The sequence below is a fragment of the Pseudoalteromonas sp. CuT4-3 genome, assembly GCF_035666335.1.
GTDB lineage: Bacteria > Pseudomonadota > Gammaproteobacteria > Enterobacterales > Alteromonadaceae > Pseudoalteromonas > Pseudoalteromonas atlantica.
Map to the genome: position 1 here is coordinate 320,087 of NZ_CP142030.1, position 17,563 is coordinate 337,649.

General features: G+C 41.9%; 10 protein-coding genes and 1 pseudogene. 10 read left to right on the forward strand and 1 reads right to left on the reverse strand.

Annotated features, from left to right (window positions below; translation table 11 throughout):
* Positions 1-100: 100 nt before the first annotated feature.
* The 10 genes and pseudogenes from rpoC (at position 101) to VOI46_RS01515 (ending at position 16,419) form a co-directional block, all read left to right on the forward strand.
* Positions 101-4,273 (forward strand): DNA-directed RNA polymerase subunit beta', encoded by a 4,173-nt coding sequence (rpoC, locus tag VOI46_RS01470; protein WP_004588210.1) that lies wholly within the window; start codon positions 101-103, stop codon positions 4,271-4,273.
* A gap of 193 nt (positions 4,274-4,466) precedes the next feature.
* Complete coding sequence (gene rpsL / locus VOI46_RS01475) at positions 4,467-4,841, forward strand: 30S ribosomal protein S12 (RefSeq protein ID WP_002958885.1); 375 nt, start codon at positions 4,467-4,469, stop codon at positions 4,839-4,841.
* A 97-nt stretch (positions 4,842-4,938) separates the two neighbouring features.
* Positions 4,939-5,409, forward strand: a complete 471-nt coding sequence (gene rpsG, locus VOI46_RS01480; protein WP_004588211.1) for a 30S ribosomal protein S7 — start codon at positions 4,939-4,941, stop codon at positions 5,407-5,409.
* A 27-nt stretch (positions 5,410-5,436) separates the two neighbouring features.
* Positions 5,437-7,551: an elongation factor G gene (gene fusA / locus VOI46_RS01485; RefSeq protein WP_004588212.1), complete on the forward strand. Its 2,115-nt coding sequence runs from the start codon at positions 5,437-5,439 to the stop codon at positions 7,549-7,551.
* Positions 7,552-7,613: 62 nt separating this feature from the next.
* Positions 7,614-8,798: an elongation factor Tu gene (gene tuf, locus VOI46_RS01490; RefSeq protein WP_004589660.1), complete on the forward strand. Its 1,185-nt coding sequence runs from the start codon at positions 7,614-7,616 to the stop codon at positions 8,796-8,798.
* Between the two features lie 637 nt (positions 8,799-9,435).
* Complete coding sequence (locus tag VOI46_RS01495) at positions 9,436-10,233, forward strand: VOC family protein (protein ID WP_004589288.1); 798 nt, start codon at positions 9,436-9,438, stop codon at positions 10,231-10,233.
* A 118-nt stretch (positions 10,234-10,351) separates the two neighbouring features.
* Positions 10,352-10,717 carry a hypothetical protein gene (locus VOI46_RS01500; protein ID WP_029774302.1) on the forward strand — a complete coding sequence of 122 codons (366 nt, stop codon included), beginning with the start codon at positions 10,352-10,354 and terminating at the stop codon, positions 10,715-10,717.
* Complete coding sequence (locus tag VOI46_RS01505) at positions 10,714-13,047, forward strand: fatty acid cis/trans isomerase (RefSeq protein ID WP_004589290.1); 2,334 nt, start codon at positions 10,714-10,716, stop codon at positions 13,045-13,047. Before VOI46_RS01500 ends, VOI46_RS01505 begins: the two co-directional genes overlap by 4 nt.
* A gap of 158 nt (positions 13,048-13,205) precedes the next feature.
* Positions 13,206-14,929: pseudogene (locus VOI46_RS01510) on the forward strand (response regulator).
* A 77-nt stretch (positions 14,930-15,006) separates the two neighbouring features.
* Positions 15,007-16,419, forward strand: a complete 1,413-nt coding sequence (locus VOI46_RS01515; protein WP_004589292.1) for an ATP-binding cassette domain-containing protein — start codon at positions 15,007-15,009, stop codon at positions 16,417-16,419.
* A gap of 36 nt (positions 16,420-16,455) precedes the next feature.
* Here the strand turns inward: VOI46_RS01515 and VOI46_RS01520 are convergent, their stop codons facing one another.
* Positions 16,456-17,334 carry a TraB/GumN family protein gene (locus VOI46_RS01520; protein WP_004589293.1) on the reverse strand — a complete coding sequence of 293 codons (879 nt, stop codon included), beginning with the start codon at positions 17,332-17,334 and terminating at the stop codon, positions 16,456-16,458.
* Positions 17,335-17,563: the final 229 nt, after the last annotated feature.

The following is a 17,563-nucleotide window of genomic DNA, read 5'->3' on the forward strand; positions in this document are numbered from 1 at the left end:
ATTAGATGCTGCAGTTAACCCTGCAGCATCTGTTACGGCTGAATAGAATGTAGGGGCGAGATTATCCGCCCTCAAGATTAACTCCGACAGGAGAGCTAAGGTGAAAGACTTACTTAAGTTTCTGAAGCAACAAAATAAGACCGAAGAATTCGATGCAATTCGCATTGGTCTTGCTTCACCAGACATGGTTCGTTCATGGTCATACGGTGAAGTAAAGAAACCTGAGACTATTAACTACCGTACTTTCAAGCCTGAGCGCGATGGCTTATTCTGTGCCCGTATTTTCGGCCCAGTGAAAGATTATGAGTGTTTATGTGGTAAATATAAACGCCTTAAACACCGTGGTGTGATCTGTGAGAAGTGTGGCGTTGAAGTTACACTTACAAAAGTGCGTCGTGATCGTATGGGTCATATCGACCTTGCGAGCCCAGTAGCACATATATGGTTTTTAAAATCATTACCGTCTCGTATTGGCTTAATGCTTGATATGACACTTCGTGATATTGAACGTGTTCTTTACTTCGAATCATTCGTAGTGACTGAGCCTGGTATGACAACGCTTGAGCGTGGTCAACTATTAGGTGAAGAAGAATACCTAGATGCACTTGAAGAGCACGGTGATGAGTTTGAAGCTAAGATGGGTGCAGAAGCAGTATTAGACTTGCTTCGTGAACTTGATCTTGGCCAATTAATTGCAGAAATGCGTGAAGAGTTACCAACAATTAACTCTGAAACGAAGCGTAAAAAGATCACTAAGCGTCTTAAGTTAATGGAATCGTTCCACCAATCAGGCAATAACCCTGAGTGGATGATCATGACAGTACTTCCAGTATTGCCACCTGACTTACGTCCATTAGTACCGCTAGACGGTGGTCGTTTTGCGACATCTGATCTAAACGACCTTTACCGTCGTGTTATTAACCGTAATAACCGTCTTAAGCGTCTATTAGATTTAGCTGCACCAGATATTATCGTACGCAACGAAAAACGTATGTTACAAGAAGCGGTAGATGCGCTACTTGATAACGGTCGTCGTGGTCGTGCAATTACAGGTTCTAACAAGCGTCCGCTTAAATCTCTTGCTGATATGATCAAGGGTAAGCAAGGTCGTTTCCGTCAGAACTTACTTGGTAAGCGTGTAGATTACTCTGGCCGTTCTGTAATCACGGTTGGTCCTACACTTAAGCTTCACCAATGTGGTCTTCCTAAGAAGATGGCACTTGAGCTATTCAAACCATTCATCTATGGCAAATTAGAGCGTCGCGGCATGGCTACGACAATCAAGGCTGCTAAGAAAATGGTAGAGCGCGAAGTAGCGGAAGTATGGGATGTACTAGACGAAGTAATTCGTGAACATCCAGTATTACTTAACCGTGCACCTACACTTCACCGTTTAGGTATCCAAGCGTTCGAACCTGTACTAATAGAAGGTAAAGCAATCCATTTACACCCATTAGTATGTGCGGCTTACAACGCCGACTTCGATGGTGACCAAATGGCGGTACACGTACCGTTAACGCTTGAAGCTCAGTTAGAAGCTCGTGCACTAATGATGTCTACTAACAACATTCTATCTCCAGCGAATGGTGAGCCAATCATCGTTCCTTCACAGGATGTTGTATTAGGTCTTTACTACATGACGCGCGATCGCATTAATGCGAAAGGCGAAGGCATTGTATTTAAAGATCCTAAAGAAGCAGAAAAAGCATACCGTAGTGGTAACGCAGAACTTCACGCGCGCGTTAAAGTGCGTATTAGTCAGTCAATCACTAACGAAGCAGGTGTTGTTGAAGACACTGTAACGCTTATCGACACTACTGTTGGTCGTGCAATTCTGTCTCTAATTTTACCTAAAGGCATGCCGTTTGAGTCAATCAACCAAGCATTAGGTAAAAAGCAGATTTCTGGCTTATTAAACGAGTGTTACCGTCGTCTAGGTCTTAAAGACACTGTTGTGTTTGCTGACCAAGTTATGTACACCGGTTTCCACTACGCAATGAAGTCAGGTGTTTCAATTGGTATCGATGACTTAGTTATCCCACCAGTTAAAGCATCAATCATTGAATCAGCTGAAGCTGAAGTAACTGAAATCAACCAACAATTCCAATCAGGTCTTGTAACGGCTGGTGAAAAGTACAATAAAGTTATCGATATCTGGTCACGTGTAAATGAAAACTTATCACGTGAAATGATGGCCAACTTGTCTAAAGACACGGTTATCAATGCCAAAGGTGAAGAAGAAGAGCAACCGTCATTTAACTCAGTGTTTATGATGGCCGACTCAGGTGCTCGTGGTAGTGCCGCTCAGATCCGTCAGCTAGCAGGTATGCGTGGTCTAATGGCACGTCCAGATGGTTCAATCATCGAGACGCCAATCACGGCTAACTTCCGTGAAGGTCTAAACGTACTACAGTACTTCATCTCAACGCACGGTGCGCGTAAAGGTCTTGCCGATACAGCACTTAAAACAGCTAACTCAGGTTACCTAACGCGTCGTCTAGTAGACGTTGCACAAGATTTGGTAATCAATGAAGACGACTGTGGCACAGAAGATGGCTTAACAATGAAACCGCTTATTGAAGGTGGTGACGTTGTAGAAGCACTTCGCGAACGTGTACTAGGTCGTGTTGTAGCTGAGCCTGTGGTTATCCCTAATACAGATACTGTATTAGTAGAACGTAATATCATGCTTGATGAAAAACTGTGTGACCTTTTAGAAGAGCACTCAGTAGATGAAGTTCGCGTACGTTCTGTTATCACCTGTGATAACGACTTTGGTGTATGTGCTAAGTGTTATGGTCGTGACCTTGCACGTGGTCATATCATCAACGCGGGTGAATCAGTAGGTGTTATCGCGGCACAATCAATCGGTGAGCCGGGTACACAGCTTACGATGCGTACATTCCACATCGGTGGTGCGGCATCAAGAGCATCAGCTGAAAACAATGTACAAGTTAAAACTGACGGTACGTTAAAACTACATAACGCTAAGTATGTACTTAATACCGACGGTAAGATTGTAATTACTTCACGTTCAACTGAAATCACTATCATTGATAGCTTCGGTCGTGAAAAAGAGCGTTATAAAGTACCTTACGGTGCGGTACTAACAGTACAAGACAATGCAGAAGTTCAAGGTAACGACATCGTTGCTACTTGGGACCCGCATAGTCACCCAATCGTTCTTGAGCATAAGTCAAAAATCTCGTTCAGCGATATTGATGACTCAAATACTGAAGCACAAACTGATGAACTAACCGGCTTAACCCGTGTAGTTGTTAAAGACCTTGCTAAAGTAAATGCGAAAGAGCCTAAGCTTATCATCGAAAGTGAAGAGCGCGGCTTGCAAGAAACACGTCTACCTTCATTCACTACGATTGAAGTGACAGATGGCGTTACAGCAAACCCAGGTGACGTACTTGCACGTATTCCGCAAGAAGGTTCGAAAACTCGTGATATCACGGGTGGTCTACCACGCGTAGCCGACTTATTTGAAGCACGTAAGCCAAAAGATCCAGCTATCTTAGCTGAAATCACAGGTACTATTAGCTTCGGTAAAGAGACTAAAGGTAAGAAACGTTTAGTTATTACACCAGCTGAAGGCGATCATTACGAAGAGATGATTCCTAAGTGGCGTCAACTTAACGTGTTTGAAGGTGAGCAAGTGTCTAAAGGTGAAGTTATCGCCGATGGTCCTGAATCACCACATGACATCTTACGCCTACGTGGTGTGACTCATGTTGCTAACTACATTGTTAACGAAGTGCAAGAGGTTTACCGTTTGCAGGGCGTTAAGATCAATGATAAGCACATTGAAACAATTATTCGTCAGATGCTACGTAAATGTACCATCCTTGACGGCGGTGATACTGAGTTCTTAGCGGGTGAGCAAATTGAAGTAGCTCGCGTTAATATCGCTAATCGTGACCTTGAAAAACAAGGTAAAATCCCAGCGAAGTTTGAAATACAACTTATGGGTATCACGAAAGCATCACTAGCAACCGAATCTTTCATCTCGGCAGCGTCTTTCCAAGAAACAACACGTGTTCTTACAGATGCCGCAGTGAATGGTAAGAGCGATGAGCTTCGTGGTCTGAAAGAAAACGTAATTGTGGGTCGTCTGATCCCAGCCGGTACTGGCTTTGCGTATCACCAAGACCGTATGGCTCGCCGCAAGCAGGGTGAAGTTGTTGAAGAGCAAACAGTAAGTGCAGAAGAGGCAACTCAAGCACTAACAGATGCTCTGAACGCAGATTTATCTGGAAATCAATAAACTCTTATTAATCAACAGATTAATAAATCGTAAGACAGTTATCTACTGTCTTACGATGAGTTTAGGTTGACAGGTTAAACTTTGCTCATTAAAATTCCGCCACCCATTTACTTGCATGTATGTTACAAGCTTGTAAAAAGGGCGGATTTTTTTATTTTTTTCAGTAGTAATTTTAATTTCAGGAGCTATTTAAATGGCAACTATTAACCAGCTAGTGCGTAAGCCACGTCGTAGCAAGGTTACTAAAAGTAACTCAGCTGCGCTTAAAGCGTGTCCGCAAAAGCGTGGTGTATGTACTCGCGTATATACAACTACACCTAAGAAACCAAACTCAGCGTTACGTAAAGTAGCTCGTGTACGTTTAACTAACGGTTTCGAAGTAACATCATACATCGGTGGTGAAGGTCATAACCTTCAAGAGCACAGTGTAATCCTAATCCGTGGTGGTCGTGTTAAAGATTTACCAGGTGTGCGTTTTCACACTGTACGTGGTGCACTTGACTGTGCAGGCGTTAGCGACCGTCGTCAAGCTCGTTCTAAATACGGTGCAAAACGCCCTAAAGGCTAATTGTTTTCCGTTAGTAAGGCCAAGCACTAAATATTATTAATTATTGTTTTGGGTGATTGTTCCAAAAGGACAAACCTGAATAAACCGGAGATACAAAATGCCTAGAAGACGCGTAATAGGTCAACGTAAAATTCTTCCAGATCCTAAGTTCGGATCGGAACTTCTTGCTAAATTCGTTAACATCGTAATGTTAGACGGCAAGAAATCTACTGCTGAAAAAATTGTTTATGGTGCGCTAGACGTGGCTGCTGAGAAATCAGGCAAGTCGCACCTAGAAATCTTTGAATCTGCACTTGATAACATCCGTCCACAGGTAGAGGTTAAATCTCGCCGTGTTGGTGGTTCAACTTATCAAGTTCCAGTTGAAGTACGTCCAGTACGTCGCAACGCATTAGGTATGCGTTGGTTAGTAGACGCTGCACGTAAGCGTGGCGAAAAATCTATGGGCTTACGTTTAGCTCAAGAAATCGTTGACGCTGCTGACAACAAAGGCACTGCGGTTAAGAAACGTGAAGACGTTCACCGTATGGCTGAAGCGAATAAAGCATTCGCACATTACCGTTGGTAATCTGTCCTTAACCTTTAAGAGGATCATATGGCACGTACAACTCCACTTGAGCGCTACCGTAATATCGGCATAGTAGCTCACGTAGATGCAGGCAAAACCACCACAACAGAACGTGTTCTGTTCTACACAGGTCTTTCTCATAAGATCGGTGAAGTACATGATGGCGCCGCAACTATGGATTGGATGGAGCAGGAACAAGAGCGTGGTATCACAATCACTTCTGCTGCAACAACGTGTTTCTGGAAAGGGATGGACGCGCAATTTGACGACCATCGTATCAATATTATTGATACTCCAGGACACGTAGATTTCACTATCGAAGTAGAGCGTTCTTTACGTGTACTTGATGGTGCGGTAGTTGTTCTTTGTGCTTCATCAGGTGTACAGCCGCAAACTGAGACAGTTTGGCGCCAAGCGAACAAATACGAAGTTCCAAGAATGATCTTCGTAAATAAAATGGATCGCACCGGCGCTGACTTCTTAACGGTTGTAGACCAGGTGAAATCTCGTCTTGGAGCAACGCCTGTTCCAATCCAGTTGCCAATTGGCGCTGAAGACGACTTTAAAGGTGTTATTGACCTTATAAAAATGAAAGCCATTAACTGGAACGAAGCGGACCAGGGTATGACTTTCTCTTATGAGGCAATACCGGCAGAACTTCAAGAGCTCGCTCAAGAATGGCACTCTCATTTAGTTGAAAGTGCAGCTGAAGCCTCTGAAGAACTAATGGATAAGTACTTAGAAGGTGAAGAGTTAAGTGAAGCAGAGATTAAATCCGCCTTACGTCAACGCACATTAGCGAACGAAATTGTTCCCATTACGTGTGGTAGTGCATTTAAAAACAAAGGCGTTCAAGCTGTGCTTGATGGCGTTGTTGAATACATGCCTGCACCAACACAAGTGAAACAAATCCAAGGTATCCTAGAAAATGGAACTGAGGAAGAACGTCCAGCTGATGATAAAGCGCCGTTTGCTGCACTTGCATTTAAAATTGCAACAGACCCGTTTGTTGGCACTTTAACCTTTTTCCGTGTTTACTCTGGTACTGTTAAACAGGGTGACGCGGTTTATAACCCAGTTAAAAGTAAGCGTGAGCGATTTGGTCGTATCGTACAGATGCATTCAAACTCACGTGAAGAGATCAAAGAAGTTCACGCAGGCGATATTGCGGCAGCTATTGGTCTTAAAGACGTAACAACAGGTGAGACACTGTGTGATCCGAACTCTATCATTACGCTAGAGCGTATGGAGTTCCCAGAGCCAGTTATCTCTGTTGCGGTTGAGCCTCGCACAATCGCTGACCAAGATAAGATGGGTATTGCACTAGGTAAACTAGCCGCAGAAGATCCGTCTTTTCGTGTACAAACTGACGAAGAATCAGGCCAGACTATAATCTCTGGTATGGGTGAACTTCACCTTGATATCATTGTCGACCGTATGAAACGTGAATTCAGTGTTGAATGTAACGTTGGTAAGCCGCAGGTTGCATACCGAGAAACTATTCGTTCAACTGTTGAAGTTGAAGGGAAGTTTGTACGTCAATCAGGTGGTCGTGGTCAATATGGTCACGTCTGGGTTAAACTTGAACCGATGGATATTTCGGATGATGAAGCACCAATTTATGAGTTCGTTAACGAAACTGTAGGTGGTTCGGTTCCAAAAGAATTTATCCCTGCGGTAGACAAAGGTATCCAAGAGCAAATGTCTCAAGGTGTACTGGCAGGCTACCCATTACTTGGCGTTAAAGCGACTTTATATGATGGTTCATTCCATGATGTAGACTCGAATGAAATGGCATTTAAAATTGCAGGTTCAATGGCAATGAAAGCTGGGGCGCTTAAAGCTGACCCTGTACTTTTAGAGCCAATGATGAAGGTTGAAGTAATCACTCCTGACTCAAACATGGGTGATGTAGTTGGCGACTTAAACCGTCGTCGCGGCATAATCGAAGGCATGGAAGATGCAATAGGTGGACTTAAGCAAGTTAATGCTCAGGTTCCTCTTTCTGAAATGTTTGGTTATGCAACTGCTTTACGATCTGCAACACAGGGCCGTGCTTCTTACTCTATGGAGTTTTTGAAGTACGCTGAAGCCTCTAAAAATGTTGCAGATACAATAATTTCAGCTCGCGCTGTTATATGATTTTAGCTTGTCTGGCTCAATAGTGAGTCAGGCTTTAATTTCTTAATTAGGAATTTTTTAAGATGGCAAAAGAAAAGTTTGAACGCGTAAAACCGCACGTAAACGTTGGTACAATCGGCCACGTTGACCACGGTAAAACTACACTAACTGCAGCAATCACTAACGTACTTGCAAAAGTATACGGCGGTGTTGCTAAAGATTTCGCATCAATCGATAACGCTCCAGAAGAGCGCGAGCGTGGTATCACAATCTCAACTTCTCACGTTGAGTACGATACACCAACTCGTCACTACGCACACGTAGATTGTCCTGGACACGCCGATTATGTTAAAAACATGATCACTGGTGCTGCTCAAATGGACGGCGCTATCTTAGTAGTAGCTGCGACTGACGGCCCTATGCCACAAACGCGTGAGCACATCCTACTTTCTCGTCAGGTTGGCGTACCTTACATCGTTGTATTCATGAACAAATGTGACATGGTTGACGACGAAGAGCTACTTGAGCTAGTAGAAATGGAAGTTCGTGAACTTCTTTCTGAGTACGACTTCCCAGGTGATGACTTACCACTAATTCAAGGTTCTGCTCTTAAAGCACTTGAAGGCGAAAAGCAGTGGGAAGACAAGATCGTTGAGCTTGCAGAAGCACTAGATTCTTACATCCCAGAGCCAGAGCGTGACATCGATAAGCCATTCATCATGCCTATCGAAGACGTTTTCTCAATCCAAGGCCGTGGTACAGTAGTAACTGGTCGTGTTGAAGCTGGTATCATCAACGTGAACGACGAAGTTGAAATCGTTGGTATCAAAGAGACTACTAAGTCTACTTGTACTGGTGTTGAAATGTTCCGTAAGCTTCTTGACGAAGGTCGTGCTGGTGAGAACATTGGTGCACTTCTACGTGGTACTAAGCGTGAAGATGTTGAACGTGGTCAAGTACTTGCTAAGCCTGGTTCAATCAACCCACACACTACATTCACTTCAGAAGTATACGTACTTTCTAAAGATGAAGGTGGTCGTCATACTCCTTTCTTCAAAGGTTACCGTCCACAGTTCTACTTCCGTACAACTGACGTAACAGGTGACGTACAGTTACCAGAAGGCGTAGAAATGGTAATGCCTGGTGATAACGTTAAGATGACAGTAACTCTAATCGCGCCAATCGCGATGGACGAAGGTCTTCGTTTCGCTATCCGTGAAGGTGGCCGTACTGTAGGTGCTGGTGTTGTAGCAACTATCGTAGAGTAATAGTTAACGTTTAAGTTAATTAATACTATAAAAAGCCCGAGCTTAGCCTCGGGTTTTTTAATGCCTGAAATTTACGTCATGTGAAGGTGGCGCTATTACCTTTAGGCGTAGGTGCAACGTAGCAACGTTCAATGAGTAATAGTTAACGTTTAAGTTAATTAATACTATAAAAACCCGAGCTTAGCCTCGGGTTTTTTAATGCATGAAATTTACGTCATGTGAAGGTGGCGCTATTAGCTTTAGGCGTAGGTGCTATGTAGCAACGTTCAATGAGTAATAATTAGCCTAGCTAATTAATACTAAAAAGAGGTCACATCGGTGGCGCTATTACCTTTAGGCGTAGGTGCAACGTAGCAACCTTCAATGAGTAATAGTTAACGTTTAAGTTAATTAATTCTATAAAAACCCGAGCTTAGCCTCGGGTTTTTTAATGCCTGAAGAAAAGTGATTAGTGTTTAGCTATCAGCTTTTAGCTGCTTTGCGTTAATGTAAATAATGCTGTTTGGGCTGGCTTTACAAAGCCCGAGTAGAAGTGGTCACTGGTGTGTAAGGGGGTTTATTGAGTGAATAACTATCGACACTTACAGGGTATTAGCCTAAGCTAAAAATGGCTTAAATTTACAACAGGAAATGGGCGATGAATAATAAAAATAACTATCCGCAAGGTATATTTTGCTGGGCTGAACTGTGTACTCATAATTGGCAAGACGGGAAAGCTTTTTATACCTCGTTGTTTGAGTGGGGAAATGATGATCAGCCCATTGGCGATGATGAGTATTACACTATGCTACAAAAGCAAGGTGACGATATTGCTGCCATGTATCAAATGCCTAAAGAGCAAGTGGCCTCTACGCCTAGCTACTGGCTTACCTATATTGCCGTAGATGATGTTGATGCATGTGCAATTAAGGCGCAAGAGCTCGGTGCGCAAATTATAGCAGGCCCTCATAATGTTATGGATGCAGGGCGTATGTTAATGCTTAAAGACCCCGCGGGTGCCACGGTGGCATTGTGGCAAGGTAAAGAGCATATAGGATGTAAGCGTCCTTGTGAGCTCAACACGCCTTATTGGCATGAAATGGCAACGCGCGATAGTGAAACAAGCCGTCATTTTTACTGTGAACTATTGGGGTGGAAAAGTGAAACAAAGCCTATGGAAGGTATGGATTACACCTTGTTTTTAGTTGCAGGTAAGCCGGTAGCAGGCATGCTACAAATGACTGATGAGTGGCCACAAGACGTACCTCCCCATTGGATGATTTACTTCGCCGTGGATAACTGCGATAGCTATGTAAAAAAAGCGGCGACTCTTGGAGGGCAAGTATGTGTACCTGCCACAGATATTCCTGATGTAGGGCGTTTTAGTGTTATTTGCGACCCTCAAGGCGCCGTATTTTCTATTATTGAATCGGCAATGGATGATATTAAAGCTTAGTCATTAACAGCGCTTAAGGCTAAATTTTAGACTTTAGTGTGGTTATTTAGGCGCAGTAATTATGTGCTTTTTTGCTATAATGGCGGGTAATTACACCGTCAGTCAGCAAGAGAGCACAATGGAATTTGAACAAGATAGTAAATTAACCTTACCGTTATTTATTTTAAATGAGTCGCTTAGTGAGCGAGATGTAGAAAAGCCCGATTTAGACATTTCATTTGCTCTTGATGATGAGCTACTGACGCAGATATGCCAAAACCCAGCACCTGATAGCAGTATCGCTATTAGTTTAAAAGAGTATGAGCTTGCGCCGCATAGCAGCGAATTTAATGCGTTATTAAACCAAGAGCACGATGCACAAATAACGCTGACCCACGGCCCACTGTTAAGTGTGGTGTTAAATACCCACGACAACCAGACTTTTGTCTCTCCACAAATGGATATGATGCCAACCTTCGACCTGGGTGATGAGGATGAAGAATGAAAAAAATTCTGATCAGCACATTCGTTTTTATTATCCTCAGCGGGTGTGCTTATTTAGGCAATGCTCACTACAACGACTTATTTGGTGATGAACAAACGCAGCAGCGTATAGTGCCGCATGATACAGGTGCTGGTGCCGAGTTTTTGCAAGAAGTAAAACCTGTGCTAGATACACGCTGTGTAGTATGCCATGGCTGTTATGATGCGCCTTGTCAGCTAAAGCTTTCGTCCCCTGAAGGGATAGATAGAGGGCTAAGCAAAGAGCTTGTTTATGATGGTACACGGCTATTAGCCACTACACCAAGCCGGTTATTATTTGATGCAACCAGCACTGAGCAATGGCGTAAAAAGGGCTTTACTCCGGTACTTAACGAACGTGACCAAAACCCAGAAGCAAACCTTGCCGGTGGGGTTTTATTTAATTCTTTAGTGCTTAAGCAAAGTGCACCGTTACCAGAGAATGAAATTCTTGATGATGAATTTGACTTTTCACTTAGCCGCTCTCAAACATGCGCCACTATGGGAGAATTCGATCGTTTAGCTGCAGAGCAGCCTCATGGCGGTATGCCTTACGGTTTACCGGGCGTGTCTAGCCAGAAATTTTATCATTTACAAAAGTGGCTTAAAGACGGTGGAAAAATGGCGCATATTAAACCGCCCACCAAAGCCGAGCTAACAAACGTTAAAAACTGGGAAACGTTTTTAAATCAAGACAGCTTAAAATACCAATTAGCCGCACGTTATATTTACGAGCATTGGTTTTTAGCCCATATTTATTTTGGTTCTGATAAACCACAGAGCTTTTTTAAACTGGTTCGTTCAAGTACGCCGCCAGGCGAAGAAATTAAGCTAATTAATACGCGCCGACCATACGATGACCCTAAAGTAAGCCGTGTGTATTACCGTTTACTACAAGACCGCTCAACTGTTTTATCAAAAACACATTTACCGCTAAAGCTTGATGATGCAAAGCTTGCACGTATTTATGAGCAATTTATAGCTCCCGATTATACGGTCACTAAAATGCCAAGTTATAAGAGCGAGGCGGCATCTAATCCTTTTAAAACGTTTGAAGTAATTCCTATTAATTCCAAGTATCAATTTATGCTTGATGAGGCTGAGCTAATTATTATGGGCTTTATTAAGGGGCCTGTATGCCGCGGCCAAATTGCACTTAATGTGATTAACGATCATTTTTGGGTTGCCTTTGCAGACCCTGAAAAAGTCGCGACTCCAGCAGTTGAAGACATGTTACTTCAGCACGAAGAAGCCCTTGAATTACCTGCAGCAGAAGAAAGCAATGTATTGCCTATCTCTAGCTGGGTTAAATACTCAGTGCGTGAGAAAAAATACTTACAAGCCAAAGTTGAGCTGGCTAACGAGATGTTTAAAAACGGAGAGCATTTAACCACCGACCTATTGTGGAAAGGTGAAGGCCATAACAAAAATGCAGCGCTTACAATATTTCGCCACTTTGATAGTGCTACGGTAGTGAAAGGCTTTATTGGTCAAGAGCCTAAAACTATGTGGGTATTAGATTATGCGCTATTTGAGCGTATTCATTACTTACTTGTTGCAGGCTTTGATGTATACGGAAATATCGGCCACCAATTAGTGACCCGCCTATACATGGACTTTTTACGTTTAGAGGGTGAGCAAAACTTTTTGGCTTTATTACCTGAAGCGAAGCGCCATCAAATTAAAAAAAGCTGGTATAGAAAGTCTCCGCCAAGCTTATCTAAGTTTTTTAAAAACAACCGAGAGTTTAGCCAACCTAGCGGTATTGAATATAAAACGGATGACCCACAACACGAGCTGTATGGGTTAGTTAAGCAAACTTTAGCGCCAGTACTGAGTGAGCACTACGACTACACAAAAGTACCCACGCCATTAAATGCACTGAACAATATGCCAGCTAAGGCTATAAATTTATTACCGCAGTTATCGTATATTTTGGTTAAGCAAGACGATGCTTCACATAAAGCTTACACGCTTATTCATCACAACGCGCATTACAATATTTCCAGCTTATTAAATGAAGATGGGCAGCGCGCTTATGATGAAGATACCGCCACCCTAGTGCCAGGCTTTATTGGTGATTACCCTGCGGCTATTTGGTATTTAAATGATCAAAATGAAGTGGGTGAGTTTGCACAGCTATTACCTATGATGCAAATTGAAGCAGATTATGCTGCATTAAAAGTAAAATTTGGTATTCGTCGCTCACATCCAGAGTTTTGGAAATACAGCGACATAATGCACCAAGTAGCTAAAGAGTATCGTGGCGTTGAATTTGGTATGTTTGACTACAACCGATTAGAAAATCGCTAACTGGTAATTACAAAAGTGTCGCAAGTATTGCCCTTTTTGCCTCACACTTAATACATTTAGCCCAGTCATGTTACTGGGCTTTTTATTTATATAATTACTAAAGCTGATGTTGAGTTTTCTATATATAGGCTACACTTAAAATAAAAAAGCGGCCTTGTATGTTTAAAATTATTGCCAATGTAAGACAGCGTTACCGATGGGCGCTTATTGCTATTGCTCTGTTAATAAGTGGCTCAGCATTGTTGCTGCAGTATGGTTTTTCTGTACAAAAGTACGATGCCAAAATTATTAATATGGCAGGTAAGCAGCGCATGCTCTCGCAAAAAATTGCTTGGCATAGCAATGCACTTCTTTCATCACGAATCGATGTTGCTACCCATACCAATTCCCTCGAACACTCTCTCGCACAATTTAAAACAGCTCATGAGGTATTACTTACCAAGCAAGGTAGTAGTTACCGTTATTTAACGCCAGAATTAGTAAAGTTATACTTTGCTGAGCCAGCTAATCTAGATAGCGAAGTGAATGAATTTATTGCCCAAGCTAGTTGGCTGCTGTACCAAAAAGGCGAGGTAGACACACAGGTGCTCAACGTAGTACATGTAGAAAACCTGCTAGCTAAGCTTGACCGCGCGGTTACTTTATTTGAGCAACATGCAGTAAAAAAAGTTAACCGCGTGTCTAATTTAGAATTGCTGTGCTGGTTAGTCGCCATGGTGTTATTGCTCGTTGAGCTAAGATTTGTGTTTATGCCGATGGAAAAAGAGGTGGAACGCACCTTAACAGCTCTTCAAAAACAAAAGGACTTTGTAGCGCAAATGAGCCAAAACAAAGAGCACTTTATTGCCAGAGCAAGCCACGAATTTAGAACACCGTTACAGGGATTAATTACGTCGATTGATGAGCTAACCATCGATTCCGAGCAGCAAAATATTAAAACGCAAGCAAGCTACTGCGCCCTTAGACTTCTATCTATGCTTGATGAGCTACAAGACCTACAAGCACTAAGCACAGGAAAGTGGGCGCCAATTCTTAAAAACGAAAACCTTTTAGAATCCATAAACAAAGTGGTGTTGGCGTATGAGTATGCAGCGCAGCAAAAAGGGCTAACATTAATCACTCATTTTGATGAGTCTCTTAATTGTTTTTGTAAATTAGATCATCAGCGCTTACAGCATGTATTAACCGAGCTAATTAGCAATGCAATAAAGTTTACCGACAAGGGCGAGGTTGAAGTTGCTGCAAACATGCAAAACTCGCAATTACAATTAACCGTTAATGATAGTGGGTGTGGTTTTTCTAGCGAAATAACAGAACTAGAGTTTGACTCATTTAAACAAACTAACCACTTTCAAGGCCTAAGAACCGGATTAACACGGGCGCAGTATGTTGTTAAAGCGCTGCATGGTTCGCTTTCATTTAAAAACAACGCAGCGAGTGGCGCTCATGTTACGCTTAACTTGCCGATTGAAATTACGAACCAGCAAACAGAAAGAGAAGTCGAAAAAAGCTTTTTTGCCTTGTGGTTGAAGACAACGAATTAAACACCTTGTTACTCACACGTATTTTGGCAACGTTAGGTGTGGACTATGAATGCGTTGTAAATGGCCTAGAAGCCTGCGAAAAGGTAGGTAAGGCTGACTATGATGTGGTGTTTATGGATTTAAACATGCCGGTCATGGATGGCTTTGAAGCGACTAAAAAAATACGCAAAGAGCTAAATAAAACCATGCCCATAATCGTTGTTACAGCAAATACCTCAGCCGAAGACATGGACTTAATTTATGAATATGGCGCGAGTGAGCATATTCATAAGCCCATAAGTAAGCAGGCAGTGGCTGATGCATTGGTAAATGTATGCATAGCTAATGAAATAAATTAATACGCAATTAAATACGCTTGCTAAAGCAATTTACTATACGTTAAGTTGTTTATTTAGCTTATGGTAAAGGCAGTATTGTGCAAAGTATTGTATTTGAACAATTTAGTGGTTATTTAAAAGGGCATGGTAAAAGCCGTTACACAATTAATGACTTAAGTTGGCAAGTGAATGCTGGTGAGCACTGGCTATTACTAGGCGCTAATGGCGCAGGTAAATCGGCATTGAGCGCCGCATTAACGGGTGAAGCTAAGCAGCAAAGTGGTACTTTTAAAAGTACCTTTAATAGCACGCAGCTTGTGTCATCTGATGTGCAAAAGCAGTTAATCAAAAATGAAATTGAGCATGAACATCACAGCTTAGTAAAAGATTTTATCTTCCCTCAAAATAGTAGCTACAACCATGAGCTACGTACAAAACTAATAGATGCCTTTAATTACAGCGCCCTTTTAGAGAGGCATTTTAGAGATCTCTCTACCGGCGAAACCCGTAAACTCCTACTTATAAATGCGCTAAGTAGTCATGCTGATTTAGTGGTACTAGATGAGCCATATGATGGCTTAGATAAACATTCGTGTGAAGTGCTAAACACTTTATTAGAAACAGTTAGCTCAACAATTAACTTTGTGTTTGTGTTAAATAGGCTTGATGAAATCCCGCCGTTTATTACTCATTACGCTTATGTAAATCAGGGGCAGTTGCAGCATGTACTTAATAATCCAAACGCAGAGCAGCGTGCTGACTTGCTTAAACTACTGCATTTAACCCATGCCGCTTTAGAAATACCTCAACCGGATGACTCCCAAGGCCGTGCAGAGTATACCGCCGATACATTGATTAAGCTTAGTAATGCAAAGGTTAGCTACGCTGGGGTTGATGTATTTAAAAATCTCAATTGGCAAATTAATAAACATCAACACTGGCAACTTAGTGGTAAAAATGGCTCAGGTAAAACCTGCTTATTAAATTTAATCACTGGCGATAACCCTCAATGCTACAGCAATGATATTCAGGTATTTGGTTTTAAACGCGGAAGTGGTGAAAGTATTTGGGATATAAAACAACATATTGGCTATATATCAAATGCACTGCATATGGATTATCGAGTAAGTATATCGGCATTGAATACGGTTATTTCTGGATTTTACGACAGCATTGGTTTATATCAAAAGCCAACAAAGTCACAGGTAAATACAGCTAAGCAATGGTTAGCGCTGATTGGGTTAAGCGATAAACAAAATAGCTCATTTACGCAACTTTCATACGGCGATCAGCGCATGCTATTAATAGTGCGTGCTATGGTAAAACACCCCACGTTACTTATTTTAGATGAACCTTGTTTGGGGCTTGATGAAGCAAATAGACAGCGAGTACTAATATTAATAGAGAAAATTTGTGCCGCAAATACCAGCACCGTTATTTATGTAAATCACCATGCGGCAGACAAAATTAAAGGGATTGAGCATTACTTAAAAATGGAAGATTTTAATTAAAGGCTGGGCTGAATATGCCCAACCTTTAACGCCACGTTATAGGCGAGTAATGGTAAAGCCTGCATCAGTTAACTGTTTAATTAAACCGTGTTGCTCTGGTAAGTGCAGCGCGCCTACAGCAATAAACAGCTTTTCGTTAGTTAAGCGAGGCACTAATTGCTCCACCCATTTATTATTACGATTAACTAGCATAACTTGCTCGCTTATTTCACCGTAGTTACTCTCGTCAAAACTCATGTTGTAGTATTCAGTCAGCGTATCCATATCACCATTTTTCCAGGCGTTTACTAACTTAATAAAATAAGTATTAATATCGGCAAGCTGTTCAAACGTTTCTTCAATCATTTCATTACTGAGCAAAGCCATGCCATCAAACATTTGCAGTTGCTGCTCTAGCGTTTCTAACTCTCCAATCGTGATATTTTGCTTTTTAGCGTAAGCAAGTACTTGCTTGTCTATACCTGTTTGGTCAGAAAACCCTGCATTTTGAAATTCAATTTGCATCATGGTTACCATTACAGCCCAAGGTTTGAGGCCATTAAACATAGCTATATCAATCGATTTTTTAGCAAAGTAGTCTTTAAGCTTATTGTAGTTTTGTTTTGAGAGTTCTGTTTGTAATGTTTTGCCATCTTTAAGCATCATAAAGGGCATTGAACGCTGCTGCATTTGCAAAGGCGTGAGTTTACTAATATCTACTTCAACAACAACTTGCTCGCTTTGATCTATAGCCTTAGTTACTTTTTCTGGTAAGCCTTTCATGCTGGCGTCGCCTACGTGAACCGTGCCAAACAAGTAAGAGCTAGTACCGTTTTTTTCTACTTTAAATAATGCCGGCGCTGCGACACTATTAAAACTAGTTGCTATAAAAAGTGCCAGTATAAAGAACTGACTAATTCGAGAGAGGGCTTGCATGGTTTGTCCTTAAATCTAATTGAGTTGCCTAAATACTAGCTTAAATTAAAGCGCTTTAATAAACCTATTTGGTTATATTAAACACTTTTAAATGCGCTTATGAATTTAGTTGCACTAGGGCACTTTATTTAAATAGGGTGAATGTAATTGAGTGGTGCGTAATAGGGCTTGCGGAGTAAACCTGCCTAATTAGCAAAGTTTTAAGTTATTTACCGTGCTGCGCTGTTAT

Coding starts and splice junctions, on each gene's coding strand:
- tuf (WP_004589660.1), top strand. CDS start 7,614: ATGGCAAAAGAAAAGTTTGAACGCGTAAAACCGCACGTAAACGTTGGT.
- fusA (WP_004588212.1), top strand. CDS start 5,437: ATGGCACGTACAACTCCACTTGAGCGCTACCGTAATATCGGCATAGTA.
- VOI46_RS01505 (WP_004589290.1), top strand. CDS start 10,714: ATGAAAAAAATTCTGATCAGCACATTCGTTTTTATTATCCTCAGCGGG.
- VOI46_RS01520 (WP_004589293.1), bottom strand. CDS start 17,334: ATGCAAGCCCTCTCTCGAATTAGTCAGTTCTTTATACTGGCACTTTTT.
- VOI46_RS01500 (WP_029774302.1), top strand. CDS start 10,352: ATGGAATTTGAACAAGATAGTAAATTAACCTTACCGTTATTTATTTTA.
- VOI46_RS01495 (WP_004589288.1), top strand. CDS start 9,436: ATGAATAATAAAAATAACTATCCGCAAGGTATATTTTGCTGGGCTGAA.
- rpsG (WP_004588211.1), top strand. CDS start 4,939: ATGCCTAGAAGACGCGTAATAGGTCAACGTAAAATTCTTCCAGATCCT.
- rpsL (WP_002958885.1), top strand. CDS start 4,467: ATGGCAACTATTAACCAGCTAGTGCGTAAGCCACGTCGTAGCAAGGTT.